This is a genomic window from Enterobacter hormaechei ATCC 49162 (assembly GCF_001875655.1).
GTDB classification, from domain to species: Bacteria; Pseudomonadota; Gammaproteobacteria; order Enterobacterales; family Enterobacteriaceae; genus Enterobacter; species Enterobacter hormaechei.
Map to the genome: position 1 here is coordinate 2,521,431 of NZ_MKEQ01000001.1, position 25,367 is coordinate 2,546,797.

General features: G+C 55.6%; 26 protein-coding genes. 8 read left to right on the forward strand and 18 right to left on the reverse strand.

Going from position 1 to position 25,367, the window contains the following annotated elements; all coding sequences use genetic code 11:
- Positions 1-27: 27 nt before the first annotated feature.
- Both BH712_RS12620 and BH712_RS12625 read right to left on the reverse strand, forming a co-directional pair.
- Positions 28-717, reverse strand: a complete 690-nt coding sequence (locus BH712_RS12620) for an LrgB family protein (protein WP_006810462.1) — start codon at positions 715-717, stop codon at positions 28-30.
- Positions 710-1,120 carry a CidA/LrgA family protein gene (locus BH712_RS12625; protein ID WP_006810463.1) on the reverse strand — a complete coding sequence of 137 codons (411 nt, stop codon included), beginning with the start codon at positions 1,118-1,120 and terminating at the stop codon, positions 710-712. The genes BH712_RS12620 and BH712_RS12625 overlap by 8 nt, the downstream gene beginning before the upstream one ends.
- Before the next feature lie 102 nt (positions 1,121-1,222).
- Here BH712_RS12625 and BH712_RS12630 point away from each other — a divergent pair, with 102 nt between their 5' ends.
- Positions 1,223-2,110 (forward strand): LysR family transcriptional regulator, encoded by an 888-nt coding sequence (locus BH712_RS12630; protein ID WP_006810464.1) that lies wholly within the window; start codon positions 1,223-1,225, stop codon positions 2,108-2,110.
- Between the two features lie 82 nt (positions 2,111-2,192).
- Here the strand turns inward: BH712_RS12630 and BH712_RS12635 are convergent, their stop codons facing one another.
- The 4 genes from BH712_RS12635 to soxR form a co-directional block, all read right to left on the reverse strand.
- Positions 2,193-3,839, reverse strand: coding sequence for a Na+/H+ antiporter (locus BH712_RS12635; protein WP_006810465.1), 1,647 nt, complete (start codon positions 3,837-3,839; stop codon positions 2,193-2,195).
- Between the two features lie 152 nt (positions 3,840-3,991).
- Positions 3,992-5,341 (reverse strand): guanine/hypoxanthine transporter GhxP, encoded by a 1,350-nt coding sequence (gene ghxP / locus BH712_RS12640; protein ID WP_006810466.1) that lies wholly within the window; start codon positions 5,339-5,341, stop codon positions 3,992-3,994.
- Positions 5,342-5,638: 297 nt separating this feature from the next.
- Complete coding sequence (locus tag BH712_RS12650; RefSeq protein ID WP_006810467.1) at positions 5,639-6,310, reverse strand: glutathione S-transferase family protein; 672 nt, start codon at positions 6,308-6,310, stop codon at positions 5,639-5,641.
- 356 nt (positions 6,311-6,666) lie between these two features.
- Positions 6,667-7,125: a redox-sensitive transcriptional activator SoxR gene (gene soxR / locus BH712_RS12660; protein ID WP_003860275.1), complete on the reverse strand. Its 459-nt coding sequence runs from the start codon at positions 7,123-7,125 to the stop codon at positions 6,667-6,669.
- A 98-nt stretch (positions 7,126-7,223) separates the two neighbouring features.
- On the opposite strand from soxR, the gene soxS reads away from it, so the two are divergent.
- Positions 7,224-7,550, forward strand: coding sequence for a superoxide response transcriptional regulator SoxS (gene soxS, locus BH712_RS12665; RefSeq protein WP_003860277.1), 327 nt, complete (start codon positions 7,224-7,226; stop codon positions 7,548-7,550).
- A gap of 6 nt (positions 7,551-7,556) precedes the next feature.
- Here soxS and BH712_RS12670 read toward each other — a convergent pair whose 3' ends face one another.
- Positions 7,557-9,122: an EAL domain-containing protein gene (locus tag BH712_RS12670; RefSeq protein WP_006810468.1), complete on the reverse strand. Its 1,566-nt coding sequence runs from the start codon at positions 9,120-9,122 to the stop codon at positions 7,557-7,559.
- A 659-nt stretch (positions 9,123-9,781) separates the two neighbouring features.
- On the opposite strand from BH712_RS12670, the gene BH712_RS12675 reads away from it, so the two are divergent.
- Complete coding sequence (locus BH712_RS12675) at positions 9,782-10,063, forward strand: YjcB family protein (protein WP_022646751.1); 282 nt, start codon at positions 9,782-9,784, stop codon at positions 10,061-10,063.
- A gap of 61 nt (positions 10,064-10,124) precedes the next feature.
- Here the strand turns inward: BH712_RS12675 and ssb1 are convergent, their stop codons facing one another.
- The gene (ssb1, locus tag BH712_RS12680; protein ID WP_006810470.1) at positions 10,125-10,655 is read right to left on the reverse strand and encodes a single-stranded DNA-binding protein SSB1; all 531 of its coding nucleotides are present in this window, start codon (positions 10,653-10,655) and stop codon (positions 10,125-10,127) included.
- A 251-nt stretch (positions 10,656-10,906) separates the two neighbouring features.
- On the opposite strand from ssb1, the gene uvrA reads away from it, so the two are divergent.
- A complete protein-coding gene (gene uvrA, locus BH712_RS12685; protein WP_006810471.1) occupies positions 10,907-13,729 on the forward strand; it encodes an excinuclease ABC subunit UvrA in 2,823 nt (940 codons plus the stop codon).
- A 3-nt stretch (positions 13,730-13,732) separates the two neighbouring features.
- Here uvrA and BH712_RS12690 read toward each other — a convergent pair whose 3' ends face one another.
- The 6 genes from BH712_RS12690 to dnaB all read right to left on the reverse strand — a co-directional run bounded on the left by BH712_RS12690 (position 13,733) and on the right by dnaB (position 19,359).
- Positions 13,733-14,086: an MmcQ/YjbR family DNA-binding protein gene (locus BH712_RS12690; protein WP_006810472.1), complete on the reverse strand. Its 354-nt coding sequence runs from the start codon at positions 14,084-14,086 to the stop codon at positions 13,733-13,735.
- Positions 14,087-14,088: 2 nt separating this feature from the next.
- The gene (locus tag BH712_RS12695) at positions 14,089-14,505 is read right to left on the reverse strand and encodes a secondary thiamine-phosphate synthase enzyme YjbQ (protein WP_032673703.1); all 417 of its coding nucleotides are present in this window, start codon (positions 14,503-14,505) and stop codon (positions 14,089-14,091) included.
- A gap of 112 nt (positions 14,506-14,617) precedes the next feature.
- Complete coding sequence (gene aphA, locus BH712_RS12700) at positions 14,618-15,331, reverse strand: acid phosphatase AphA (RefSeq protein ID WP_006810474.1); 714 nt, start codon at positions 15,329-15,331, stop codon at positions 14,618-14,620.
- A 216-nt stretch (positions 15,332-15,547) separates the two neighbouring features.
- Entirely contained in the window at positions 15,548-16,741 is a 1,194-nt protein-coding gene (gene tyrB, locus BH712_RS12705) for an aromatic amino acid transaminase (protein ID WP_006810475.1), read from the reverse strand.
- 109 nt (positions 16,742-16,850) lie between these two features.
- A complete protein-coding gene (gene alr, locus BH712_RS12710) occupies positions 16,851-17,930 on the reverse strand; it encodes an alanine racemase (RefSeq protein WP_006810476.1) in 1,080 nt (359 codons plus the stop codon).
- 16 nt (positions 17,931-17,946) lie between these two features.
- Positions 17,947-19,359: a replicative DNA helicase gene (gene dnaB / locus BH712_RS12715; RefSeq protein ID WP_003860298.1), complete on the reverse strand. Its 1,413-nt coding sequence runs from the start codon at positions 19,357-19,359 to the stop codon at positions 17,947-17,949.
- Positions 19,360-19,419: 60 nt separating this feature from the next.
- Between dnaB and BH712_RS12720 the strand changes: the two genes are divergently transcribed.
- Entirely contained in the window at positions 19,420-20,403 is a 984-nt protein-coding gene (locus BH712_RS12720) for a quinone oxidoreductase (protein ID WP_006810477.1), read from the forward strand.
- Positions 20,404-20,588: 185 nt separating this feature from the next.
- Here BH712_RS12720 and pspG read toward each other — a convergent pair whose 3' ends face one another.
- Together pspG and dusA are read right to left on the reverse strand one after the other, a co-directional pair.
- Positions 20,589-20,831, reverse strand: coding sequence for an envelope stress response protein PspG (gene pspG, locus BH712_RS12725; RefSeq protein WP_017382623.1), 243 nt, complete (start codon positions 20,829-20,831; stop codon positions 20,589-20,591).
- Between the two features lie 136 nt (positions 20,832-20,967).
- Positions 20,968-21,963 (reverse strand): tRNA dihydrouridine(20/20a) synthase DusA, encoded by a 996-nt coding sequence (dusA, locus tag BH712_RS12730; protein ID WP_006810479.1) that lies wholly within the window; start codon positions 21,961-21,963, stop codon positions 20,968-20,970.
- 147 nt (positions 21,964-22,110) lie between these two features.
- On the opposite strand from dusA, the gene BH712_RS12735 reads away from it, so the two are divergent.
- Positions 22,111-22,374, forward strand: coding sequence for a type II toxin-antitoxin system HicA family toxin (locus tag BH712_RS12735; RefSeq protein WP_006810480.1), 264 nt, complete (start codon positions 22,111-22,113; stop codon positions 22,372-22,374).
- Positions 22,371-22,706, forward strand: a complete 336-nt coding sequence (locus BH712_RS12740; RefSeq protein ID WP_006810481.1) for a type II toxin-antitoxin system HicB family antitoxin — start codon at positions 22,371-22,373, stop codon at positions 22,704-22,706. The genes BH712_RS12735 and BH712_RS12740 overlap by 4 nt, the downstream gene beginning before the upstream one ends.
- A 32-nt stretch (positions 22,707-22,738) precedes the next feature.
- Here the strand turns inward: BH712_RS12740 and BH712_RS12745 are convergent, their stop codons facing one another.
- Positions 22,739-24,025, reverse strand: a complete 1,287-nt coding sequence (locus tag BH712_RS12745) for a conjugal transfer protein TraF (RefSeq protein ID WP_226865092.1) — start codon at positions 24,023-24,025, stop codon at positions 22,739-22,741.
- Positions 24,026-24,217: 192 nt separating this feature from the next.
- Positions 24,218-24,706 carry a cupin domain-containing protein gene (locus BH712_RS12750; RefSeq protein ID WP_006810483.1) on the reverse strand — a complete coding sequence of 163 codons (489 nt, stop codon included), beginning with the start codon at positions 24,704-24,706 and terminating at the stop codon, positions 24,218-24,220.
- A 117-nt stretch (positions 24,707-24,823) separates the two neighbouring features.
- On the opposite strand from BH712_RS12750, the gene zur reads away from it, so the two are divergent.
- Positions 24,824-25,336 (forward strand): zinc uptake transcriptional repressor Zur, encoded by a 513-nt coding sequence (gene zur, locus BH712_RS12755; RefSeq protein ID WP_006810484.1) that lies wholly within the window; start codon positions 24,824-24,826, stop codon positions 25,334-25,336.
- Positions 25,337-25,367 lie beyond the last annotated feature (31 nt).

The window sequence follows — 25,367 nt, forward strand, 5'->3', positions numbered from 1 at the left end:
TCTCCCCGGTCATCCTGGCCGGGGAGCTTAAAACATCACCCACGCCACCAGCGGTGCAATCAGCACCATCGTGACGCCCGAAAGCATCATCACCAGGCTTGCAACGACCCCTTCCTGCTGACCCAGCTCATACGAACGCGCCGTGCCCGCACCGTGCGACGCCGCGCCAAATCCCGCCCCTTTCGCCATCCCTTCGCGAATGGAAAGCCGCAGGAACAGCACATCCCCCACCGCCATGCCGAAGACGCCCGTCACCACCACAAACAGCGCCACCAGATCCGGCTGCCCGCCGAGCGGTTTTGCAGCCGCCAGCGCAAACGGCGTGGTCACCGAACGCACCGCCAGGCTGCGCTGAATTTCATCCGACAGGGTAAACAGCCGCGCCAGCCAGACCGAGCTGCACACCGCCACCACCGTGGCGGTAATCACGCCCGCGCTAAGCGACATCCAGTGGCGTTTGATAATAGCGAGATTGTCATAAACGGGGACGGCGAAGGCGATGGTCGCCGGGCCAAGCAGCCACAACAGCCAGTGGGATTCACCGATATAGTTCTGCCAGGAGATATGGCCGAAGACCAGCATCAGCACCAGCAGGATCGGCGTAAAAACCAGCGGCATCAGCGGCAGCGCGCGAAAACGGCGATACAGGCGCTTGTTGGCAAAGTAGATGACGACGGTCGCAATCAGGCACAGCACGCTTATCTGAAAGTTAGTCATGCTTCTGCCTGCTGATTTCAAAGCGATACACCTTATCCACCACCCAGGCGGTGGCACCCAGCACCATCAGCGTGCTCAGGGCGATAACCGCGAAGATGCGCCAGCCGTCAACCATCAGCAGCTGCGCATAGTTCACCACCGCCACCACCGCAGGCACAAAGAACAACAGCATCTCCGCCAGCAGCCAGCGCGCCCCGGCGCGGACCCAGCGGAGGGGGATCACGCGGCACAGGATGAGCGACAGCATCAGCACCATACCGACAAGGTTGGCAGGCAGCGGAAGATGCAGCCAGCCGACAAGATATTCCGCGAAAACAAACAGTCCCGCGTAGAGCAGTACCTGAATGGGTACCTGGAGTCGTTGCACAACGGCAGGCGTAACACGGCTTAACGCCACGGCCATGGGGGTTTTCCTCAGAAATGAGACGAGGCGCCAGTATAGTGAGCGCACGGTATGGACTGAAATGAATTAAAATCATCGAAGGTATAGTTTCGAGGAATAATCATGGACATAAGAACGCTGCGCTATTTTGTCGAGGTGGTTCGCCAGCAAAGTTTTACCCGCGCAGCGGAGAAGTTGTTCGTTACCCAGCCGACCATTAGCAAGATGCTGAAAAACCTGGAAGATGAGCTGAACTGTACCCTGCTGATCCGCGACGGACGCAAGCTGCTGCTGACGGATACCGGGCGCGTGGTGTTCGAGCGCGGGCTGGCCATTCTGGCGGAGTTCCGCCAGCTGGAGGCCGAGCTTGGTGACATCAACCACCTGACCAAAGGGCTGCTGCGGCTCGGCATTCCACCAATGGTCGGCATGATGATGGCCGGGCCGATCAGCCTGTTTCGCCAGCGCTATCCCGGCGTTGAGCTAAAAATTTCTGAATTTGGTGGCCTGACCGTGCAGCAGGCGGTGATGAACGGTGAACTGGACGTGGCGATGACCGCCCTTCCCGTGGAGGAGGAGAGCGGCCTGGCGACGCTACCACTGTTCAGCCACCCGCTGTGCGTACTGGTGCCCCGCTCCGGCGACTGGCTGAAAACAGACTCGGTGAAGCCCGAGCTTCTCGGCGAGCATCCCCTGCTGATTTACAATGAAGACTTCGCCTTAAGTCGCCAGCTGATGGCGCTGTTTAACCAGCACAACGTGAAGCCGCGCATTGCGGTACGCAGCGGCCAGTGGGATTTTCTGGCGGCGATGGTACAGGCGGGCGTGGGGATTGCCATTCTGCCGCAGCCGATCTGCGAGCGGCTGGATAAAAACACGCTGCGCTGGATCCCGCTGGAGAGCGACCTGCACTGGCAGTTAGGAATGATATGGCGTGAAGGTGTCTATCTGTCGCACAGCGCACAGGCGTGGTTGCAATGCTGTGAGGGGTTTTGGGTGCGGTCTGAATAGTGCCGGGTGGCGGCTTCGCCTTACCCGGCCTACGGTTCAAACGTAGGCCCGGTAAGCGCAGCGCCACCGGGCAATTACAGCGCTACTGATTCTCTATTAATAACGCTTCTAACAGGTCCAGATCGTGCAGCAGCTTTTGCAGCGTCTCGTTGCTGATCTGGCGCGTGGCGCGCAGGTGATACAGCTCGGCACGCTCGGAGCGCAGCGCCGCCAGGCGGAAACGGCGTTCGAGGTTCTCTTCCTGCAACGAACTCTCTACGTCGTTACGTCCGTCGGCACGACGACGTAAATTACCGATCACGCGTGAACTAACTTCCTTCAGCAGCTGGTTATCAATGTTCTCTTCGGCATCGGCGGCCAGACGCTCCTCCATCTTCTCGATGGCGACAATCGCCACTTCCGCCGTCGCCGCGCGGGCAATCCGCTCTTCTTTGTGCTGTTGCGAGGAGTCACCCGCGTCAATATGTTGCAGCAGAATCGGCAACATAATCACGCCGACAAACAGCGAGAAGAGGATCACGCCCGCCGCCAGGAATACCAGCTCGTAGCGCGCCGGGAAGACGTCGCCCGTCGGCAGCAGCAGCGGAATGGAGAGCACACCGGCGAGGGTAATCGCCCCGCGTACGCCCGCGAAAGAGGCAATCAGCAGCTCGCGCGTGGTCCAGGAGCCGAACTCCATCGGCTTTTTGGTCAGGAAGCGAACGCTGAACTTTTTCATCGTCCACAGCCAGCCGAAACGCACCAGCATCAGCGCCATGTAGATCAGCACGATATCGGTAAACAGCATCCAGACTTCAACGTTTGGATCCGCCTCCGCTGCAATCAGCGACGATTCCATAATGCCCGGCAGTTGCAGGCCCAACAGCAGGAACACCATGCCGTTAAACACAAACTCAAGCATTGCCCAGGTGCTGTTCGCACGCAGGCGCATCGCCAGCGGCGCGCGGCGCATGACGCCGGAGCGGGTGATGGTCATCCCTGCCGCGACCGCTGCCAGAATACCCGATACGCCGATGTGTTCGGCAATCAGGTAAGAGGCAAACGGCAGCAGGAACAGCAGCACGATTTGCGTGGCTGGCTCATCGCCCCCCCAGCGGCTGAGGAAGCGCAGCGAGCGTCCGTACAGCCAGCTCACCACGAAGCCCGCAAGGATACCGCCAATCGCCACCTTGAAGAATTCCAGCGTTGCGCCGCCGATGGTAAAGACCATGGTGCCCATGGCAACCGCCACGGCAAACTTCAGGGCCACCAGACCGGAGGCGTCGTTCATCAGCGCCTCGCCCTGCAAAATGCCCATAATTTTCTTTGGAATGCGCCCTTCGCCCACAATGCCAGACAGCGCCACGGCATCGGTAGGCGACAGTACGGCGGCCAGCGCAAAGGCGGGTATAAGCGGGATCCCCGGTACGGCCCAGTAGATCAGGAAACCAATCCCGACCACGGTGACGACCACCAGCGCCAGCGCCAGACCGAAGATCTCGCGCCCGTGCTCAAGGAATTCGCGCGTGGGGGTTTTCCAGCCATCGGCAAACAGCAGCGGCGGGATAAACAGCACGAGGAACAGTTCCGGATCGAACTCCACGTGCAGACCGAACGTCGGCCACGCCAGCAGCGCACCGATAGCTATTTGCATTAAAGGCAGGGGGACCTGGAAGGGCAGTACGCGTGTAACCACCCCGGATAACGAGACCACAAGGGTCATGATGAGTATTGTGAAGAAAATTTCCATGCGTTCCCTGTTTGCTGTGTTTCTTATATGCCAAACCTGAGGCGTCGTGCCTCTTATTCTATCCTCTCCAGAGTAACGTAAAAGACAACGGGATGAGTCCTGAAAATAAAAACGGGCGGCCTGAGCCACCCGTTTTCGCATCAATGGATAACCTAGATTGCCCAGCCGCCCGCGTAGAACGCGACCAGCGCAACGGCGATCACCACAGTGCCGATGTTCAGCTTGCGCCACTCACCGGAAACCAGACGGCCAATCACCAGCGAGGCGAAACCGATCATGATACCGGTCACGATGTTACAGGTCAGCACGATAAATACCGCGGTGATCAGTCCGGACATGGCATCCACGAAGTCCGCAAAGTCGATTTTCGCCACGTTGCTCAGCATCAGCAGGCCGACGTACATCAGCGCTGGCGCAGTCGCGTACGCCGGGACCAGGTAAGAGAGCGGAGAGAGGAACAGGATCAGCAGGAACAGCACGCCGACGGTGATGGCCGTCAGGCCGGTTTTACCACCTGCCGCCGTACCCGCTGCGGATTCGATATACACCGCCGCAGGCGCCGCACCTACGAGACCAGAGAAGACGCTACTCAGGGAGTCGGTAGTCAACGCTTTGCCGCCGTCGATGATCTGGCCGTCTTTATCCAGCAGGTTAGCCTGCCCCGCCACCGCGCGGATGGTACCGGTGGCGTCAAACACCGCGGTCATTACCAGCGCCAGCACGCTTGGCAGGATCACCGGGTTCAGCGCGCCCACAATATCCAGGCTGCCAATCAGGGAGTTGCCTTTGTCATCGCTTAGGGACGGCATGGCGAAAATCCCGGAGAAATGAACGGTCGGGTCGAAGATCAGGCCGACGATGGACACGCCGATAATGGTCAGCAGAATGCCGCCCGGCACTTTCAGTTTTTCCAGGCCGATAATCACCGCCAGACCCACCAGCGACATGATCACCGGGAAGCTCGCGAAGTTACCCAGCGCAACCGGCAGGCCATCCAGCGGGTTTTTGATAACCAGACCCACGCCGTTTGCGGCAATGAGCAGCAGGAACAGGCCAATACCGATGCCGGTACCGTGCGCCACGCCCTGCGGCAGGTTGCGCAAAATCCAGCTACGGATGCCAGTCGCAGAGATGACGGTGAACAGTACCCCCATCAGGAACACCGCGCCGAGCGCTACCGGGACGCTAATATGCTGGCCCAGCACCAGGCTGAAGGCGGTAAACGCGGTCAGGGAGATGGCGCAACCAATCGCCAGAGGCAGGTTCGCCCACAGGCCCATCACAATCGAACCCACACCCGCAACCAGGCAAGTGGCAACGAAGACCGCCGCTGGCGGGAAACCCGCTTTGCCGAGCATGCCCGGCACCACAATGACGGAGTACACCATCGCCAGAAACGTGGTCAGACCGGCGACAACTTCCTGGCGCACGGTGCTGCCGCGGGCAGAAATTTTAAACATGGCGTCAAGTGAACCGCCGGTACGCGCAGATGGCGTAGACATAGAAAACATCCCCTGAAAATTTTTATTGAAAGTCCGTAAGCGTGGTGGAGACTCCACTGCCAGCGAAACGTCAAATCCTTGTGCTGCGTTTGCGACGAAAGGGGCGTCACAAAAAAAGCAAACGTTTAGCTCCGCGCTTACAAAACGGGTGGTCAAATGTAGGCAAACGATTATCTAGCCTAATACCCGCCCTTTTCAACTGAACTTTCTCGTTTTTCGCTAAAATTGCCTCGTGACGATGAAGAATTAAGCAGAGGATGCGCAAACGTTATCGTCCATGCGCAATTTCGTTACATTTCATCCCTCGCCGGGGATCGTCAGCGGGCCGCCTTTCGCAAGCGTGGTCTGCCACCCCGGGCGCGCTTCCACTCTCTTTTTCCACGCCGCTATGTGGTCGAGATTGTCGACACCGCCCCTCGCCAGCAGGGCGAAGAGGGGAAAACTCATCTGAATATCAGCCATGGTCAGCGTGTCGCCGGCAAACCAGCTGTTTTCGGCGAGATGATCGTTAATAAAGCGTGCATGCGTTTCAAGCTGGCGGTTGAGATACGCTTTTTGCACGCCCTGTCCCAGCGCCTTACCCAGCGTGCGCAGGCCAAACGGGACGGGGGGTTTACCGAGGCTGTTGAACACCAGCTTCATTAACAGCAGCGGCATCAGAGATCCTTCGGCGTAATGGAGCCAGAAGCGATACTGCACTTTATGGGCAGGATCTAACGGTTTGAATTGTGACGCCGGATCGTACGTTTCCTGAAGATATTCAAGGATCGCGCCTGATTCGGCCAGAACCAGTCCGTTATCTTCCAGTACCGGGGATTTTCCCAGCGGATGGACTTTTTTGAGCGCGTCTGGCGCGAGCATGGTTTTTTCGCGCTGATAGCGCACAATCTCATACGTCAGACCCAGCTCTTCCAGCGCCCAGAGGACGCGATGTGAACGAGACTGATTAAGGTGGTGGACCGTTAGCATGATGTTCTCCGGTGATTCATACTTTTTAACTATAGAAAACTGAACAACTTCACGAAAAAAATTCGGCTAAAATCTCATCATCTCCGGTGGCAAAAACGACGGCCGGGCATAGAATTAAAGTGTCAGTACAAACCGGAACCTCCTCCACAAGCTCGACACGAGGGGTACTGATGTCGGGGGAAACCCTCCCGTGAACCAGCGGGATAGAGAGAAAGACAAAGACCGGAAAAAACTAAAGCGCCCTGAGTGGCGCTTTAGTTCTTTATGCTGTTTGCCGGGTGGCGGTTGCACCTTACCCGGCCTATAAAACCGAGAGCGTAGGTCAGGTAAGCGAAGCGCCACCCGGCAAACACCTCTCAATCCTCCTCCAGCAACCGCGCCCCTGTTCCCTGCTCGCCCAGCCTGTCGCCGGGGTTACGCAGCGGGCAGTCACTACGTGAGAGACAGCCGCAGCCGATACAACCGTCCAGCTCATCACGCAGCGCGACCAGCGTATGAATGCGCCTGTCCAGCTCCTCTCGCCACTGGGACGACAGCTGCTTCCACTCTTTCGCGCTCAACGAGTGCCCTTCCGGCAAAACGCCGAACGCGTCACCGATGGTGGCCAGGGGAATGCCAATACGTTGCGCAATTTTGATAATCGCCACGTAGCGGAGCACATCACGGGTGTAGCGCCGCTGATTTCCGGCGTTACGGATACTTTTTATTAACCCTTTGCTTTCATAGAAATGGAGCGCCGACACCGCCACGCCGCTTCGCTTCGCCACTTCACCGGGGGTTAACAGCGCTTTGATGCGCGGTAATCTCTTTTCCATAAAACCTCTTTACCTCAAGTTAACTTGAGGAATTATACTCCCCCGCAGAGAAAACGACGAATCAACCGAGAAAGTTGTATCTACAGAGGGGCAACCTTATGTCGCATCAGCAGATTATTCAGACACTTATTGAATGGATTGATGAACATATCGACCAGCCGTTGAACATTGATGTGGTCGCGAAGAAGTCGGGCTATTCGAAATGGTATTTACAGAGAATGTTCCGCACCGTAATGCATCAAACGCTGGGTGACTACATTCGCCAGCGCAGGCTACTGCTGGCGGCGCAGGCGTTACGCTCAACGCAGCGGCCCATTTTTGATATCGCAATGGATCTGGGCTATGTGTCGCAGCAGACCTTTTCCCGCGTCTTCCGCCGCGAATTTGACCGTACGCCGAGCGACTACCGCCATCAGCTCAATTAATGCGTGTTAACGCGAGGGTTGCTGCTGCCAGGCCATAAATGCCTGCGGCGGCATCGCTTTCGCGAAGTGCCATCCCTGACAATACTGCACGCCACGTTTCAGTAGCCAGTTCACCTGCTCCCCCGTCTCGACCCCTTCCGCAATGGTTTTCAGCCGCAGGCTTTGCGCCATCTCAATGATGTGCTCGGCAATCAGGTGACTGGTGCTGTTGGTGGTTAAGGTATCGATAAAGGATTTGTCGATTTTCAGGATATCGACGTTGAGCGAATAGAGGTTATGCAGGTTAGAGTAGCCGGTTCCGAAATCATCGATCGCCACTTCATAGCCCGCCTGGCGAAACGCCTGGATAACCGGCGTCGTTTTAGGCACATCAATAAAACCACGCTCTGTTACCTCAATTTTGATTTGCTGCGCGCGAACCGAGTAATAGCGGGCTTTGTCGGAGATCAGAGCGATAAGACGCGAGGAGTGGAAATCCGAGGCCGACAGGTTTATTGAGACATACAGATGAGGATGAGCGGCAAGGAAATGCCCCAGATCGCTGAACACCTCCTCCACGACGTAGTCCGTAATGCGCTCAATCATCCCCTCTTTTTCTGCCAGGGGAATAAATTCCGCGGGGCTCATAACCTGCCCGTTGAATCCCGGCCAGCGTAACAACGCCTCTGCCCCCACGCACTCGTTATGTTTAATATCAATAATGGGCTGATAATGGACGCACAGCTGGCGTTTATTCAGCGCCCGATGCAGAAGACGGCCAGGCGAATTGAATTCGCGGTGTGTGCGCGACCACACCAGCAGAATAATAATGCTGCAAATCATCCCCAGCGGTAGCGTCAGGGTAGCCTGATGATAAAGCGTTTTATAAAAACGGGCATTGGACGTTGAAACGATAGCCGCAATCGGTCGCTGCTGCGATTTTACGATCGTATAAAAACGCTCACCTTTCTGAAAAGTCGTTTCCTGATGTCGAATCATCGAATGCATTAAAGAAATATTAGCTTTCTGGCTGACAGAAAAGAATGCATTGCTGACGGTGTCATACACTCCCCACGACAGAGAACGATCGTCTGACATCACCTCACTGTACGAAAGCGGATTAACCACGACGACATAATTTCCGCGCTGCATATATATCATTTTATAACCATTAAAAAATGGCGTATCGCGAAAATAATAGATGGCAACGTCGGGTTTACGGGTGTAATTGGCAGCGGGGATAGTGTAAGGATGGTCCGGTGTGAAAAGGGTCGAGCAAAGAAAACGCTGCCCTTCAGCGTAAATTAAATCGGCAACAAAAAGACGACCGCGTGCAACGTTCAACATATATTGACGATGCGTCGGCGTACAAACGTTACCCTGATATTTTTCCGCCTCTTCCCGAGCCAGATCAACCTGTTGAATAACCCGTTCAGTTTTGTTTAAAGTAAGTTCAGCAAACGTGCGCAGCTGGGCGCTGATTTCCGACACGGCTCTGATCTGGGCAAACCATAGCGCAAGCATCACCGGCAGCATAACTACCATGATAATCCCGACCACGTTGTGCATTTTGCGCCGCGCGCTACGATTCATTTCCCGCTCTGTATCCCTGCATGTTGTACGCCTGTAGTAATGAAGGCCGGCTGCTGTGATAAACAGGTGATTACGTTGCATGAATCATGCGAAGTTAGCAACTGACTTTTGGTATTAAAAATCCTAAAATTCGTGATGCCGATAATATTTTCCCGTAAGCTAAACTGAAAGTATTCGTTCAGTTTCTATTAAGGGAAATAATTATCCAGCATAGCCGGGCGGTTTAAGTTAACACGACAGAGAGTCGTTGATTTAACCAAACGTCTGAGCGCATGAAAAAGATGCAGGATGAACCTGCAACGTCGTGATAATTGTTCGTGGATGCTTCGTTATTTGATTTATTCATAATCAGATGCGACCACATTATTTTTTGCGATGCCCGACAAATAGCGTTTCCATTTTCCCGTAAAACGACTCACCCGACGCGTTCCCTGCATGGGCCGCGTGTTCACCTGCTCTTTGCGCACATGCCCACGCCGACGCGGCGCTGAGGCACCAGCTCTGCTGACAAAGATATATTCTCCCGGGTGATAAATCGCCCATTTTTCCTCGATGTGATACTGGCGAATAAAACAGCAAATGTGATATAGTTCACACATCTTATGTAACGAGAAACATTGTTTCATTCCAGTTCGTCTGTTTTGTCGAGGATGGGTTTTATGGCAACCATTACCACCAGCATGGTGCTCCTGCGCTGGCCGTTGTTGAGCGCGGTTTTGATGTTTTTAGCCAGCACGTTAAACATTCAGTTCCGAAAGTCCGACTACGCAGGTCTTGCGGTGATTAGCACCCTGTTAGGGTTGGGCGCCGCATGCTGGTTCGCAACAGGTTTGCTCGGCATTACGTTGGTGGATATGGCCGCCGTCTGGGAAAACATTAAAGTGGTGATGGTTGAAGCCATGAGCCATACGCCGCCAGACTGGCCGATGGTGATTACCTGATCGCCTGTTATTAAAAAACCCAGACAGGTGTCTGGGTTTTTTTGTTTTATGCGTCTGGATATCAGAACGGGATATCGTCGTCGAAGTCCATTGGCGGTTCGTTAGACGGTGCAGGAGCAGACTGCTGCTGCGGACGAGACTGCGCGCCGCCGCTAAACTGGTTGCCGCCCTGTGGCTGCTGAGGCTGACCCCAACCGCCCTGCTGCTGGTTCTGGCCGCCACCTGCCGGTGCGCCACCGCCCTGACGGCCACCCAGCATCTGCATGGTGCCGCCCACGTTTACCACCACTTCCGTGGTGTATTTTTCCTGACCGGACTGATCGGTCCATTTGCGGGTGCGCAGCTGGCCTTCGATATAGACCTGAGAACCTTTACGCAGATACTCACCGGCCACTTCTGCCAGTTTGCCAAACAGCACAACGCGGTGCCATTCGGTCTGCTCTTTCATTTCACCGGTTGCTTTATCACGCCAGGATTCGGAAGTAGCCAGCGTAATGTTGGCAACTGCGCCACCACTCGGCATGTAGCGTACTTCCGGGTCCTGGCCCAGATTACCGACGAGAATCACCTTGTTTACGCCTCTGCTGGCCATGTTCGTGTCTCCTGAATACGTTTCTTAATAGTGTAAACGCGCGAGTGTACCATTTCCATGCGACACTTTGATAGTTGCGTAGCATGTTCCAGAGTTCTCTCGCGGACTCGACATTGTTACACAGTGAATCAGAAAATGCATTCCAATACTGTATATTCAAACAGGTCATTTTGTGTCATAATTAGCCGTTTCTGACAGCCGTTTGTCCTTCAAACAAATCAGGCAATCCGTGTTCCAACCGGGAAAGGTGAATGGATAAGATCGAAGTTCGGGGCGCCCGCACCCACAATCTCAAGAATATCAACCTCATAATCCCTCGCGACAAACTCATCGTCGTGACCGGGCTTTCGGGGTCTGGCAAATCCTCACTGGCTTTCGACACCTTGTATGCCGAAGGACAGCGTCGTTACGTTGAATCACTCTCGGCGTACGCGCGTCAGTTCCTGTCGCTGATGGAAAAACCGGATGTCGACCACATTGAAGGGTTGTCCCCTGCTATCTCCATTGAGCAGAAATCCACGTCGCATAACCCGCGTTCAACGGTCGGTACCATTACCGAAATTCATGACTACCTGCGCCTGCTGTATGCACGCGTGGGCGAGCCGCGCTGCCCGGATCACGACGTCCCGCTGGCAGCCCAGACCGTCAGCCAGATGGTAGATAACGTGCTGTCGCAGCCGGAAGGCAAACGCCTGATGCTGCTGGCGCCAATCATTAAAGAGCGTAAAGGCGAACACACCAAAACGCTGGAAAACCTGGCAAGCCAGGGGTATATCCGCGCCCGTATCGACGGCGAAGTGTGTGACCTGTCCGATCCGCCAAAGCTGGAGTTACAAAAGAAACACACCATCGAAGTGGTGATTGACCGCTTTAAGGTACGTGAAGATCTGGCGACACGTCTGGCGGAATCTTTTGAAACGGCGCTGGAACTGTCGGGCGGCACGGCGGTGGTGTCAGACATGGACGATGCGAAAGCGGAAGAGCTGCTCTTCTCCGCCAACTTCGCCTGCCCGATTTGCGGCTACAGCATGCGCGAGCTGGAACCGCGCCTGTTCTCGTTCAACAACCCGGCGGGCGCGTGCCCGACCTGTGACGGCCTCGGCGTTCAGCAGTATTTCGACCCCGACCGCGTGATCCAGAATCCGGAGCTGTCGCTGGCGGGTGGCGCCATTCGCGGCTGGGATAAGCGTAATTTTTACTACTTCCAGATGCTGAAGTCGCTGGCAGAGCACTATAAGTTCGACGTTGAAGCCCCGTGGGCCAGCCTGAGCGCGAACGTACATAAAGTGATCCTGTTCGGTTCCGGCAAAGAGAACATCGAGTTCAAGTACATGAACGATCGCGGTGACACCTCCGTGCGTCGCCACCCGTTCGAAGGGGTGCTGCACAACATGGAGCGCCGCTACAAAGAGACCGAATCCAGCGCGGTGCGCGAGGAGCTGGCGAAGTTTATCAGCAACCGCTCCTGCGCCACCTGTGAGGGCACGCGTCTGCGTCGCGAAGCGCGTCACGTGTTTGTGGAAAACACGGCGCTGCCGACCATCTCAGACATGAGCATCGGCCACGCGATGGACTTCTTCAACAACCTGAAGCTCTCCGGCCAGCGCGCGAAAATCGCCGAAAAAGTGCTGAAAGAGATTGGCGATCGCCTCAAGTTCCTCGTGAACGTCGGCCTGAACTACCTGACGCTTTCCCGCTCGGCTGAAACGCTCTCTGGCGGTGAAGCCCAGCGTATCCGTCTGGCGAGCCAGATTGGTGCCGGTCTGGTCGGCGTGATGTACGTGCTGGATGAGCCGTCTATCGGCCTGCACCAGCGCGACAACGAACGCCTGCTCGGTACGCTGGTTCACCTGCGTAACCTCGGCAATACGGTGATCGTGGTGGAGCACGACGAAGATGCGATCCGCGCGGCTGACCATGTGATTGACATTGGCCCGGGCGCTGGCGTTCACGGCGGCCAGGTGGTGGCAGAAGGGACGCTGAAAGACATTATGGCGGTCCCCGAGTCGCTGACCGGTCAGTACATGAGCGGCAAGCGTAAAATTGAAGTGCCAAAACAGCGCGTGGCGGCGAACCCGGAAAAAGTGCTGAAGCTGACCGGCGCGCGCGGCAACAACCTGAAAGACGTGACCCTGACGCTGCCTGTCGGGCTGTTTACCTGCATCACCGGCGTGTCCGGTTCCGGTAAATCGACGCTGATCAACGATACGCTGTTCCCGATTGCACAGACGGCGCTGAACGGCGCAACACTGGCCGAACCTGCACCGTACCGCGACATTCAGGGGCTGGAGCATTTTGACAAGGTTATCGACATCGACCAGAGCCCGATTGGTCGTACGCCGCGTTCCAACCCGGCGACCTATACTGGCGTCTTTACGCCCGTACGTGAACTCTTTGCCGGTGTGCCGGAATCACGTTCACGTGGCTATACGCCAGGACGTTTCAGCTTTAACGTGCGCGGCGGCCGCTGTGAAGCGTGCCAGGGCGACGGCGTGATCAAGGTTGAGATGCACTTCCTGCCGGATATCTACGTGCCGTGTGACCAGTGCAAAGGCAAGCGCTATAACCGCGAAACGCTGGAGATTAAGTACAAAGGCAAGACCATCCACGAAGTGCTGGATATGACCATCGAAGAGGCGCGCGAGTTCTTTGACGCCGTCCCTGCGCTGGCGCGTAAGCTGCAAACCCTGATGGACGTGGGTCTGACCTATATTCGTCTGGGGCAGTCAGCGACAACGCTGTCCGGCGGTGAAGCGCAGCGCGTGAAGCTGGCGCGCGAGCTGTCCAAACGTGGAACCGGTCAGACGCTGTACATTCTGGATGAGCCGACCACCGGCCTGCATTTTGCGGATATTCAGCAACTGCTTGATGTGCTCCACCAGCTGCGCGATCAGGGCAACACCATCGTGGTGATTGAGCACAACCTGGACGTGATTAAAACCGCAGACTGGATTGTCGATCTCGGCCCGGAAGGCGGCAGCGGCGGCGGTGAAATCCTCGTCTCCGGTACGCCAGAGACCGTTGCAGAGTGCGAAGCCTCGCACACCGCGCGCTTCCTCAAACCGTTGCTGTAATCGTCATACGGAGAGCTGCTGTCGGATCGTTTCCGGCAGCAGTTCAACCGCCTGTTGATACGACGCATCCACCAGGTAGTAAATTTGCGAATCTGGCAGCGAGCCGTCGAGAAACACCGTACTCCAGTGCGCTTTATTCAGATGCTTACTTGGCCTGACATCATCGTGCTGCTGGCGCAATAAATCGGCCAGTTCCGGACTGGTTTTCAGCGATGCCGCCGGGCGACCTTCCACCTCTTTCACCATTGCGAACAGCACATCACCCACTTTGATCTGCGTGGCTTTCCAGTCGCTGTGAACGCTTTGTTCCGCACCCGGCTTACTCATGCAGTACTGAAGTATCTCCGAAATTGTCATCTTTATTCCCCTTGTAGCGTTGCGATAATTTTACGCGAACCACCGTGAATGCGATGTTCTCCCAGCCAGATCCCCTGCCACGTGCCCAGCAGTAGCCGTCCGTTGTGGACCGGCAGCATCAGCGAGACGCCCAGCAAAGAGGATTTGATGTGTGAAGGCATATCGTCCTCCCCCTCGTAATCATGCTCATACGGAGCGTTATCCGGGACGGTTTTCAGAAAATGCCGCTCCATGTCAGACCGGACGGTGGGATCGCAATTTTCATTGAGCGTGAGAGAAGCAGACGTGTGCTGAAGCAGCAGATGCAGCAAACCCGTTTTGACGCGCGAGAGATCGCGGATTTGCCCGATGACTTCGTCCGTCACAAGGTGAAATCCGCGTGGTTTTGCGCTTAAGGTCAGGGTCTGTTGATACCACATATGCTGCTCCATTATGAAAGGTGAATCTTTCTAAGTGTGCAGCAAGAAAGCGAAAGGTAAAACCCGCGCGGCGAGATTTGAATAAAAAAGCATTCACCCCGCCGTTAATGCATCAGTATTCCGAGTTAACGATCACCTCTTCACCAAATTTTCCGGCCATGGGCAGCGGTCGGTAGGTGGAGTTAGAGGCGCGTAACACCCTGATGCCTCTGGCTCCCACGTCCTGCGCCGCGGTGATGTCGTTATCTGAATCACCGTAGAACACTTTAATATTTTTCTTTTCCAGCCACTGGGTTTTGGTGTTTTGCCCTTCATGGTCCCCGGCAAAAATGACCGGGTTCATGCTGGCTGCCGGGATCAGAAAATCATCCTGTAGCGTTTTCGAGACGGTTTCGGTTTTGGTCTGGCTACGTCCGGTCACGAAGTAAATGCTGTCGCCGCGCTTTACGTGCATGGCGATCAGCGCACGGGCAACCTCTTTCGGGATACTGAACTCATCCCAGCCGTTGTTCATCTTTTCCCAGAATTCCGGGTTTTTCAGATAGGCTTCGCTGTCCGGGGAGTACGTTTTTTTGCCGCGCCAGAAACCGGGGCTGGAGAAGAGAACGGTATCGTCAATGTCGAAGCCCACGGCCATCGGCGGGCGGCCCGTCAGGCTGTTTTCGATTTGTGCCACTGAAACCCAGTGAATGGGCGCCTGTTCGGCAAGAATGGCGGCGGTGGTGCCGGTGTAAAGCGGCGTCGGTGCAGAAGCCCGCGCAACAACGGTACTATTAAGCGAGAATAATAAGCAGGCGGCGCTGAGCGCCAGTGTGATCTTGCGCATATTTTCCCCTGAATATTCAGTTTGTTATCGTTTTATTTTGAGCGGATGGTCAAAAAACTATCCGACCATAACCCCAGCGGGAGGGGAAGGAAAGGAGTTTTTACTTATGAAGCTGAATAAAAAGAAGACGATCACATAATGTCGGGCATCCTGTTTGTGCGGCCTGATGCCCTCACCCCAGCCCTCTCCCACGGGGAGAGGGAGGTAAGTGAATACTTACATTACGGCAGCGAAGGCCTGCGCCACGCGCTGGACGTTGCCAGCATTCAGCCCCGCCACGCACATACGGCCGCTGGCGATCAGGTAGACGCCGAACTCTTCACGCAGGCGATCGACCTGCGCTGCGCTCAGTCCGGTGTAGCTGAACATCCCGCGCTGCTTAAGCAGATAGTCGAAATTCTGCCCTGGCACCGCCTCTTTAAGCACGTTAACCAGCGCCTGACGCATCGACAGGATCCGCTTACGCATGCCTTCCACTTCCGCAAGCCAGGTGGCTTTCAGCTGTTCGTCGCCGAGTACGGTCGCGACCACCTGCGCACCAAAGTTCGGCGGGCTGGAGTAGATGCGGCGGACCGTCGCTTTCAGCTGACCGAGTACGCGTCCCGCGGCTTCGGCGTCTTCACACACCACGGACAGACCGCCAACGCGCTCGCCGTAAAGAGAGAAGATTTTTGAGAAGGAGTTGCTGACCAGAGCGGGAAGCCCCGCGCTGGCAATCGCGCGAATGGCGTAGGCATCTTCTTCCATGCCCGCGCCAAAGCCCTGATAGGCGATGTCGAGGAAAGGGATCAGGTTACGCGCCTTCAGCACCTCGATCACCGCATCCCACTGGGCATGGGTGAGGTCCGCACCGGTCGGGTTATGGCAGCACGGATGCAGCAATACGATGCTGCGCGCCGGCAACGTGTTCAGCTTTTCCAGCAGCGCATCAACGCGCACACCGTTGGTTTCGCTGTCGAACCACGGATAGGTTTCAACCCTGAAGCCTGCACCCTCGAAGATCGCAACGTGGTTTTCCCACGTCGGGTCGCTGACCCATACGCCGGAATCCGGGAAGTACTTTTTCAGGAAATCTGCACCCACTTTCAGCGCCCCCGAGCCACCCAGCGTCTGGATAGTCGCCACGCGCTTTTGCGCGAGCACCGCGTGGTCCGCACCAAACAGCAGCGGCGCGATGGTGTTGCGGTAGGTGTTTAACCCTTCCATCGGCAGATAAAGTGAAGCACCGTGCGGGGTTGCGTTAAGACGCGCTTCGGCCTCGGCAACGGCTTTCAACTGAGGAATGATGCCCTCTTCGTTGTAGTAAAGACCAATGCTGAGGTTCACTTTGTCGCTGCGAGGATCTTCTTTGAAACGCTCCATCAAGGAGAGGATAGGGTCGCCAGCGTAGGCGTCTACTTTCTGAAACACGCGATGTTCTCCGGATTATTATCAGGCAGGGAATTCAACAATAAACCGGAAGCGGAAGAAGATCGAGGGGATGTTAACAGAAGCGGGATGCATCGCATCCCGCTAACGCTCAGTCGACGTATTTCATCGCGACCCTTGAGGTAAGGCGCGTGATAAGTTCGTAAGCACTCACTTTTGTTATTTCAGCAATTCGCTCTACGGGCAGGCCTTCGCCCCACATCACCGCATCGTCCCCCGCTTTATCCTGCGCGTCCGGCCCCAGATCGACGCAAATCATGTCCATCGCCACGCGGCCAACAATCTTCACTTCACGGCCATTCACCAGCACCGGCGTGCCCGTTGGTGCGGCGCGCGGATAGCCATCGCCGTAGCCCATCGCCACCACGCCAAGACGCGTGTCGCGCTCGCTGGTCCAGGTGCCACCGTAACCCACCGGCTCTCCCGCTTTGTGCTCACGCACGGCAATCAGCTTTGACACCAGCGACATCACCGGCTTAAAGCCAAAGTCCGGCCCCCAGGGTTTGTTCTCCAGCGGCGAAACGCCATAAAGAATGATGCCCGGACGCGCCCAGTCGAAGTGCGACTGCGGCCACAGCAGGATCCCGCCGGACGCCGCAATCGAGCGCATCCCCGGTTTGCCTTCGCAGAAGGTATTAAAGATATCAAGCTGCCGCTCGGTTGCGCCGCAGTCAGGTTCATCAGCACGGGCAAAGTGGCTGACGATGTTCACCGGCTGACGCACATTTTTGCACTGGCACAGGCGCTGATAAAACGCCTCGGCGCTTTCAGGACGCACGCCAAGACGGTGCATGCCCGTGTCGAGCTTCATCCAGACGGTAACCGGCTCGCTCAGCGCAGCGGTTTCCAGCGCGGCCAGCTGTTCTTCGTTATGTACCGCCGTGTGCAGGTGCTGATCGGCAATGGTCGGCAGGTCCGAGGCTTCAAAAAAGCCTTCGAGGAGCAAAATTGGTTGCGTAATTCCACCTGCGCGCAGGCGGAGAGCTTCTTCGAGACGGGCAACGCCAAAAGCGTCGGCATCGGGGAGCGTTCGCGCGGTCTCAAGAAGACCGTGTCCGTAAGCGTTCGCTTTCACGACTGCAACGAGCTTACTGGCGGGCGCCAGTTCACGCAGACGTTGCAGGTTGTGTCGCAGAGCGCGGCGGTTAATCACAACAGTTGCCGCTTGCATTTGAATTCCTTAGAAATTACTCATCATCATATTGAGGACCGGCATAGTTGTCGAAACGCGACCACTGGCCGTTAAAGGTCAGACGTACCGTACCGATGGGGCCGTTACGTTGCTTACCAATAATAATTTCGGCGATCCCTTTCAGATCGCTGTTCTCGTGATAAACCTCATCACGGTAGATGAACATGATTAAGTCGGCATCCTGCTCGATAGAACCGGACTCACGCAGGTCAGAGTTGACCGGGCGTTTATCGGCGCGTTGTTCCAGAGAGCGGTTAAGCTGGGAGAGTGCCACCACCGGCACGTGCAGCTCTTTGGCTAACGCCTTGAGCGAGCGGGAAATCTCGGCGATCTCCAGCGTACGGTTGTCAGAGAGTGACGGGACGCGCATCAGCTGAAGGTAGTCGATCATGATAAGGCCGATACCGCCGTGTTCACGGGCGATACGGCGCGCGCGGGAGCGCACTTCCGTCGGCGTCAGGCCAGAGGAGTCATCAATATAGATGTTCCGTTTTTCCAGCAAAATGCCCATGGTGCCGGAGATCCGCGCCCAGTCCTCATCGTCCAGCTGACCGGTACGAATGCGGGTCTGATCCACGCGCGACAGGGACGCCAGAGAACGCATCATGATCTGTTCTGAGGGCATCTCAAGACTAAAGATAAGCACCGGCTTATCCTGCAACATCGCCGCGTTTTCGACGAGGTTCATCGCAAATGTCGTTTTACCCATCGACGGACGCGCCGCGACGATAATCAAATCCGACGGCTGAAGACCCGCCGTTTTCTTGTTGAGATCGTCATAGCCGGTGTTTACGCCGGTGACGCCATCGTGCGGCTGCTGAAAAAGCTGTTCAATACGCGCAACGGTGGCGTCGAGCACATCGGCGATATTTTTCGGGCCTTCGTCTTTGTTCGCACGGCTTTCAGCGATTTTAAAGACGCGGGACTCCGCCAGGTCGAGCAGATCTTCGCTGGTGCGCCCCTGGGGATCGAAACCGGCCTCGGCGATTTCGTTTGCCACCGAGATCATCTCGCGTACCACGGCACGTTCACGGACGATATCCGCATAAGCGCTGATGTTTGCGGCACTTGGTGTGTTTTTTGACAGTTCTGCCAGATAGGCGAACCCGCCGACGCTGTCCAGTTGCCCCAGACGCTCCAGCGATTCTGCGAGCGTAATCAGGTCAATCGGGCTGCCCGACTCCTGCAAACGCGCCATTTCCGTGAAGATGTGGCGGTGCGGGCGGGTATAGAAATCTTCCGCGACAACGCGCTCGGCAACGTCGTCCCAGCGTTCGTTATCCAGCATTAAACCGCCCAACACCGACTGTTCCGCTTCAATCGAGTGCGGCGGGACCTTTAACCCGGCGACCTGATAATCACGCTCACGAGGTTCAGTCTGTTTGTTGAAGGGTTTGTTTCCTGCCATAGTGAATGGAGTTACCGAGATAAAGAGTGGGTCGAAAGATTACCACATTCTGGAGGAAGCATGGCAACACGTATTGAATTTCACAAGCATGGTGGCCCTGACGTACTCAAAGCGGTGGAATTTACCCCCGCTGCGCCTGGCGAGAACGAAATCCAGGTTGAAAACAAAGCGATCGGCATTAACTACATCGATACCTATATTCGCGGCGGCCTCTATCCGCCTCCGTCAATGCCGAGCGGACTGGGCACCGAGGCGGCCGGTATCGTCAGCAAAGTGGGCAGCGCGGTTAAGCACATTAAGGAGGGCGATCGCGTAGTCTATGCGCAATCTGCCCTGGGTGCTTACAGCTCCATCCATAACGTTCCGGCCGAGAAAGCGGCGCTTCTGCCAAATGCGATCAGCTTCGAGCAGGCTGCCGCCTCATTCCTGAAAGGGCTGACGGTCTTTTATCTGCTGCGTAAAACTTACGAAATTAAGCCTGACGAGCAATTTCTGTTTCACGCAGCCGCAGGTGGCGTGGGGCTGATTGCCTGCCAGTGGGCGAAAGCCCTGGGGGCGAAGCTTATCGGCACCACCGGCAGCGCGCAAAAAGCGCAGCGTGCGCTGGACGCGGGCGCATGGCAGGTGATCAACTACCGGGAAGAGAGCATCGTTGAGCGGCTGAAAGAGATCACCGGCGGCAAAAAGGTGCGTGTGGTGTATGACTCGGTGGGGAAAGACACCTGGGAATCTTCGCTGGACTGCCTGCAACGCCGCGGGCTGATGGTGAGCTTCGGTAACGCCTCCGGCGCCGTCACCGGCGTTAATCTCGGCATACTGAATCAAAAGGGGTCGCTGTACGTCACTCGCCCTTCCCTGCAAGGTTACATCACCAACCGGGAAGAACTTGAGGAAGCCAGCAACGAGCTGTTCTCACTGATCGCCAGCGGGGTGATTAAAGTGGATGTGGCAGAAGCGCAGAAATATCCGCTGACCGATGCGCAACGTGCGCATGAGGTGCTGGAGAGCCGGGCAACGCAGGGGTCTAGTCTGTTAATTCCCTGAGCCTTAAAAAGAAATTGGGCTTCCCGTGGGAAGCCCTTTCTTTTTTTTAGTTCGGCTGTATGTAGGGTACAGCTCGATGAATTCTTTAGCGGCAGCAATAGTGACAGATTCGATAAGTAAATCCTATTCTGTTCTAAGGATTGCGGCAGGAAAAGTTGCAGGTATGTGACGTACCCCTCAATACCTTAGTAACGGAAGCGGTTATTACGCTGATAAGTGGGCAGTTTTGGCGATTTAATCGCCCGTATCGCCCATACCACCGCAATGGCCAGAAGTAACCACGGCAAGAGTTTAATCGTCAGCGCAAATAAACCGCCGACAAACATCACCACCGTGGCCACCACGAGCGCGGCCAGAATACCGAGCAGCGACACGCCCGTGACCATCAGCATAATAAAGAAGCCAATCACAAAAAGTAGTTCCAGCATGGTGCTCTCCCACGAGTTCCCGAATGATGCTGCGATCATTACAAGAAACATGCCAAAAATAAGTTGTTGTTCTGAAAGCAAAACGCCCTGCAAGGGTTTGCAGGGCGTGGCGTATTTGACCATCTTTTAGCGAAATTTAACGTTTATCCGCAACCAGACGCAGCGCGTGTTCCAGCACCTCAATGTCCGCACCGGCTTTATGCGCGTTCTCGCTGAGATAACGACGCCACTGGCGCGCGCCGGGAATGCCCTGGAACAGGCCGAGCATATGGCGGGTAATGTGGCCAAGATAGGTACCATTACTCAGCTCGCGCTCAATGTAGGGGTACATGGCGCGCACCACGGCCACCGGATCGGTATCGGCACCTTCAACGCCGAAGATTTCACGGTCAACCGTCGCCAGAATGCCCGGATTCTGATACGCCTCGCGTCCGACCATCACGCCATCCATATGTTCGAGATGCGCTTTGGCCTCGTCCAGGGACGTAATACCGCCGTTGATCGACATGGTCAGGTGCGGAAAGTCGCGTTTCAGCTGGTACACGCGAGGGTAGTCCAGTGGCGGGATCTCACGGTTCTCTTTCGGGCTAAGGCCAGAGAGCCAGGCTTTTCGGGCGTGGATGATAAACATCTCGCATTCGCCCTTCCCTGACACCGTGTTGATGAAATCACACAGGAATTCGTAGCTGTCCTGGTCGTCAATGCCGATACGGGTTTTGACCGTGACCGGGACAGAGACGACGTCGCGCATCGCTTTGATGCAGTCCGCCACCAGGTGTGCATTCCCCATCAGACATGCGCCGAACATACCGTTTTGAACACGGTCGGACGGGCAACCGACGTTGAGGTTAATCTCGTCATAGCCACGTTCTTCAGCCAGTTTCGCACACTGCGCCAGCGCAGCCGGATCGCTGCCCCCCAGTTGCAGCGCAACTGGATGCTCCTCTTCGCTGTACGCCAGATAATCGCCCTTGCCGTGAATAATTGCCCCGGTAGTCACCATTTCGGTGTACAGCAGCGTATGGCGGGAGAGCTGACGCAGGAAGTAGCGGCAGTGTCTGTCCGTCCAGTCGAGCATCGGCGCAATGGAGAAACGGTGTGCAGGGAAAGCGGTCTGGTGTTCTGACAACATGGCGAAGTTTTAAGCATCTGGTGGAAAAGGGGCGCTACTATAGCACAGGCTTAAAAAGGATACGATCCGGCTTGATGTGATATCAAAAAGTGATATCATTCATTGCAACTTTGGCGGGGAAGAAAATTAAAATGGACTCTATCAACTATGAAAACATTGAACGCCCGCCACCAAAAAACATTGCAGCTCATTTTCTCTGTACCAACGCCAAGTTCTCTGGAATGGCGCAGGATTGAAGCACTTTTCATTGCTCTGGGTGCGAAAGCCTCAGAAGGTAGCGGTTCAAGGGTAAGATTCGAAATCAATGGAGTTGTGGCTTCGTTTCATCGTCCTCACCCGGATAAAGAAGCGAAGGTTTATCAGGTTCGCGACGCAATGGCTTTTCTCATCGCAACGGGGGTATCTCCATGATTAACACCATGACTTATAAAGGCTATGCCGCAAAAATTGATTACAGCGACGAAGATCTGTGCTTCGTTGGGCATGTTGCGGGCATAAGAGATGTTATCGGTTTTCATGCTGATAACGTCGCAGCCCTCCGCAAAGCGTTTGAAGAAGCAGTTGATGATTATCTTGCCTACTGTACAGAACAAGGTCGAGAACCTTTGCGCCCGGCAAGCGGGAAAATCAGCCTGCGCATCGCGCCTGAAATACATTCCGCAATTAACATCGCAGCCGAAGTTTCAGGTAAAAGCGTAAATCAATGGATCAGCGATACGCTGAGCAAAGCGGCACACGGATAAGCTTAGGGCACCATTAACGGTGCCCTTAATATTTAGAACGTCATGCTCAACTGTGCCCCGGCGCCCCAGGTCTCGTCTTCGCCATAAAGCCCCATCAGGTCAACATGGACGGAGTTAAACGGCGCAAAACCGACACCGCCGGTGAAGACGTTGCTGTCGTTCCCTTTCATATCCGCACGATAACCGGCGCGCACTGCCAGCCAGCTCAGTGGCGTGACTTCAGCACCAACGCCAACGTACTGGGAGGTGTCTTCGCTTTTAAAGCCTTTGGTTTCGGTCAGATCGCCGTCCGCGGTCAGCGTGACCAGATCGTTATGCCAGGCGGCCCCGGCAGTGACCAGCGGTCGGATCTGATAGGTGTCTTTATAACTCACCACCTCTCCTGTGCGCCCGTTGCGAATGCGGATATCTTTGGTATCGATATCGCGCGACATCAGGTTTTGCCCGCTCACGCCGACCGTCCAGTTTTCACCAAAGTCAGCAGCAATACCGGCATCGACGTTGAAGCCGGTGTCGTCGGTACGGTAGCGGCTGTCGTTCCACTTATTACTGTCATAGTCGTAGATCGAGGTGGTGTAGTTATAGAGCCAGGTTTTTTGCAGCTTCGGCGTGACACCAACGGAAACCGGAACGCCGCCAAGATCGAACTGACGGGCTACCGCAATACCGTAGTCGGACACAATCGCCGCCCGACCAGACGCCGTAGAGTTAAGGTTTTTGGTGATTTGATCGGTACCGTTTAGCGCGGCGTCCAGCGCCACACCGGCAGCCACAGCATCGTTTCGTTGAATACCGCGCAGATAATCAATGTCCTGCTGATCGATTGAAGAGCTGACCCGGCCATGGGCATAGCCTTTTGCCATAAAGGCCACGGAAAGGACATCGTTAGGGATACTGACGGCAATCCCCGCCCCTGCGGTGGCGTGTGCGGTTTTGCCTTTCAGGTAGTCCAGCTCATCGGCGAGATCTTTCGCCGCGCCCTGGAACTGATTAATCGAACCTAGAGGGTTGGTGATAATTTCAATGGGCGTCAGACTATCAACCACATCCTTGTAATGATTGATTTTGTCGTTAATGGTATCAATCTCGTCCTGAAGATTGTCTTCATCAGTCACCTGCACGCCCACGGACGGCAAAATGACCGTCACATCATCCTCGGGCTTAGATTTTGCCAGCAATGCGGGGTTGATTAACGCCCCGCTGCCATAGCTCCCTGCCGCGACGCCTGTGCCACCCATTGCGTCACTGCGCGCTTCCGTCCAGGTATTGGCTGCTCCCGCCTGATTTGCCATAAAAAAGGAGACAGCAATGCTAACCATCGAAAATTTAAAATGTTTTTTCACAGTGTGCTCGTAAATAGTTTGTTATTAGTTAACCCTGTCTGTTATCACCCAAACAGGAACGAACTATTGCTGTGAATAAGTGCAAAAAGACCCGCTATTTCCTTAAGTTAAATTCCATCCCGGCCTGTTGTAATATGTGACGGCCATCAATATTTATAGAAGAGGAAATTATTTTCGCCCAGGTTTTCCATCGTGCGGCCCAAAAAACTGCGGCGGATGGTCCACCCAGCGGTCTTCGCGCGTCGCGGCATACTCCGGATTGAGCGGATAGTAGATGCGGTTATGTTTTTTATTGGCCTCACCCACCACCAGTAAGCGCACCTCTTCATCGGTATTGTTGATAAAGGTATGGCACACGCCCGTCCCGGCAGGGAACCCCACGCTGTCTCCGGGTTCGAGCTTCCACAGATAGCCATTAATCCAGGCTTCAGGGTAACCCTCCAGAACGTAAACAAACTCCTCTTCGTCGCTTTCCGCATGCGGATAAGACGTGCGGCGTCCGGGCGGCAGCCGTTCATGGTGAATACCAATGCGGCCCAGTCCCAGCTTTCGGGCCAGCGGCGCGCCAACAGAAAAACGTTCGTTGCTGTCAGGATACGTTGCGTCATCGGCACCTTCCACGTCCCGCCAGTGCCGAATACAGTCAGGTCTTTTCATTATGCGATCTCCCGATTTGCGATGCGTCAGGTATAGCACAGCCTGGCGGATCTCGGTGTTTTTAGCAGAACATGATAAAGTGAGGGTTTTCACCCCTTACCACATCCGAGGTGCCCGATGGACAAGTCCACAAAAGAGCTGTTAGCGCAAGCTGAAAAGCTGTGCGCGCAACGCAATGTGCGCCTGACCCCGCAGCGCCTTGAGGTACTGCGTCTGATGAGCCTGCAACAGGGTGCCATCAGCGCCTACGATCTGCTCGACCTGCTGCGTGAAAGCGAGCCGCAGGCAAAGCCGCCGACCGTCTATCGGGCGCTGGATTTTCTGCTGGAGCAAGGGTTTGTGCATAAAGTGGAATCAACCAACAGCTATGTGCTGTGCCATCTTTTTGACCAGCCGACTCACACGTCCGCCATGTTTATCTGCGATCGCTGTGGTGTGGTGAAGGAGGAGTGTGCGGAAGGGGTGGAAGATATTATGCATACGCTGGCAGCCAGAATGGGCTTTGCGCTGCGCCATAACGTGATCGAAGCCCACGGCTTATGTTCTGCCTGCGTGGAGGTGGAGTCATGTCGCCATCAGGACGCCTGTCAGCACGATCACTCTATTCTGGTGAAGAAAAAGCCACGTTAAAACCAAAGAAAAAGGCGGCTTATAGCCGCCC

Excerpts from the sequence above, each read along its gene's own strand:
- BH712_RS12620 (WP_006810462.1), bottom strand. The coding sequence starts at position 717 with ATGACTAACTTTCAGATAAGCGTGCTGTGCCTGATTGCGACCGTCGTC.
- BH712_RS12625 (WP_006810463.1), bottom strand. The coding sequence starts at position 1,120 with ATGGCCGTGGCGTTAAGCCGTGTTACGCCTGCCGTTGTGCAACGACTC.
- BH712_RS12630 (WP_006810464.1), top strand. The coding sequence starts at position 1,223 with ATGGACATAAGAACGCTGCGCTATTTTGTCGAGGTGGTTCGCCAGCAA.
- BH712_RS12635 (WP_006810465.1), bottom strand. The coding sequence starts at position 3,839 with ATGGAAATTTTCTTCACAATACTCATCATGACCCTTGTGGTCTCGTTA.
- ghxP (WP_006810466.1), bottom strand. The coding sequence starts at position 5,341 with ATGTCTACGCCATCTGCGCGTACCGGCGGTTCACTTGACGCCATGTTT.
- BH712_RS12650 (WP_006810467.1), bottom strand. The coding sequence starts at position 6,310 with ATGCTAACGGTCCACCACCTTAATCAGTCTCGTTCACATCGCGTCCTC.
- soxR (WP_003860275.1), bottom strand. The coding sequence starts at position 7,125 with ATGGAAAAGAGATTACCGCGCATCAAAGCGCTGTTAACCCCCGGTGAA.
- soxS (WP_003860277.1), top strand. The coding sequence starts at position 7,224 with ATGTCGCATCAGCAGATTATTCAGACACTTATTGAATGGATTGATGAA.
- BH712_RS12670 (WP_006810468.1), bottom strand. The coding sequence starts at position 9,122 with ATGAATCGTAGCGCGCGGCGCAAAATGCACAACGTGGTCGGGATTATC.
- BH712_RS12675 (WP_022646751.1), top strand. The coding sequence starts at position 9,782 with ATGGCAACCATTACCACCAGCATGGTGCTCCTGCGCTGGCCGTTGTTG.
- ssb1 (WP_006810470.1), bottom strand. The coding sequence starts at position 10,655 with ATGGCCAGCAGAGGCGTAAACAAGGTGATTCTCGTCGGTAATCTGGGC.
- uvrA (WP_006810471.1), top strand. The coding sequence starts at position 10,907 with ATGGATAAGATCGAAGTTCGGGGCGCCCGCACCCACAATCTCAAGAAT.
- BH712_RS12690 (WP_006810472.1), bottom strand. The coding sequence starts at position 14,086 with ATGACAATTTCGGAGATACTTCAGTACTGCATGAGTAAGCCGGGTGCG.
- BH712_RS12695 (WP_032673703.1), bottom strand. The coding sequence starts at position 14,505 with ATGTGGTATCAACAGACCCTGACCTTAAGCGCAAAACCACGCGGATTT.
- aphA (WP_006810474.1), bottom strand. The coding sequence starts at position 15,331 with ATGCGCAAGATCACACTGGCGCTCAGCGCCGCCTGCTTATTATTCTCG.
- alr (WP_006810476.1), bottom strand. The coding sequence starts at position 17,930 with ATGCAAGCGGCAACTGTTGTGATTAACCGCCGCGCTCTGCGACACAAC.
- dnaB (WP_003860298.1), bottom strand. The coding sequence starts at position 19,359 with ATGGCAGGAAACAAACCCTTCAACAAACAGACTGAACCTCGTGAGCGT.
- BH712_RS12720 (WP_006810477.1), top strand. The coding sequence starts at position 19,420 with ATGGCAACACGTATTGAATTTCACAAGCATGGTGGCCCTGACGTACTC.
- pspG (WP_017382623.1), bottom strand. The coding sequence starts at position 20,831 with ATGCTGGAACTACTTTTTGTGATTGGCTTCTTTATTATGCTGATGGTC.
- dusA (WP_006810479.1), bottom strand. The coding sequence starts at position 21,963 with ATGTTGTCAGAACACCAGACCGCTTTCCCTGCACACCGTTTCTCCATT.
- BH712_RS12735 (WP_006810480.1), top strand. The coding sequence starts at position 22,111 with ATGAAAACATTGAACGCCCGCCACCAAAAAACATTGCAGCTCATTTTC.
- BH712_RS12740 (WP_006810481.1), top strand. The coding sequence starts at position 22,371 with ATGATTAACACCATGACTTATAAAGGCTATGCCGCAAAAATTGATTAC.
- BH712_RS12745 (WP_226865092.1), bottom strand. The coding sequence starts at position 24,025 with ATGGTTAGCATTGCTGTCTCCTTTTTTATGGCAAATCAGGCGGGAGCA.
- BH712_RS12750 (WP_006810483.1), bottom strand. The coding sequence starts at position 24,706 with ATGAAAAGACCTGACTGTATTCGGCACTGGCGGGACGTGGAAGGTGCC.
- zur (WP_006810484.1), top strand. The coding sequence starts at position 24,824 with ATGGACAAGTCCACAAAAGAGCTGTTAGCGCAAGCTGAAAAGCTGTGC.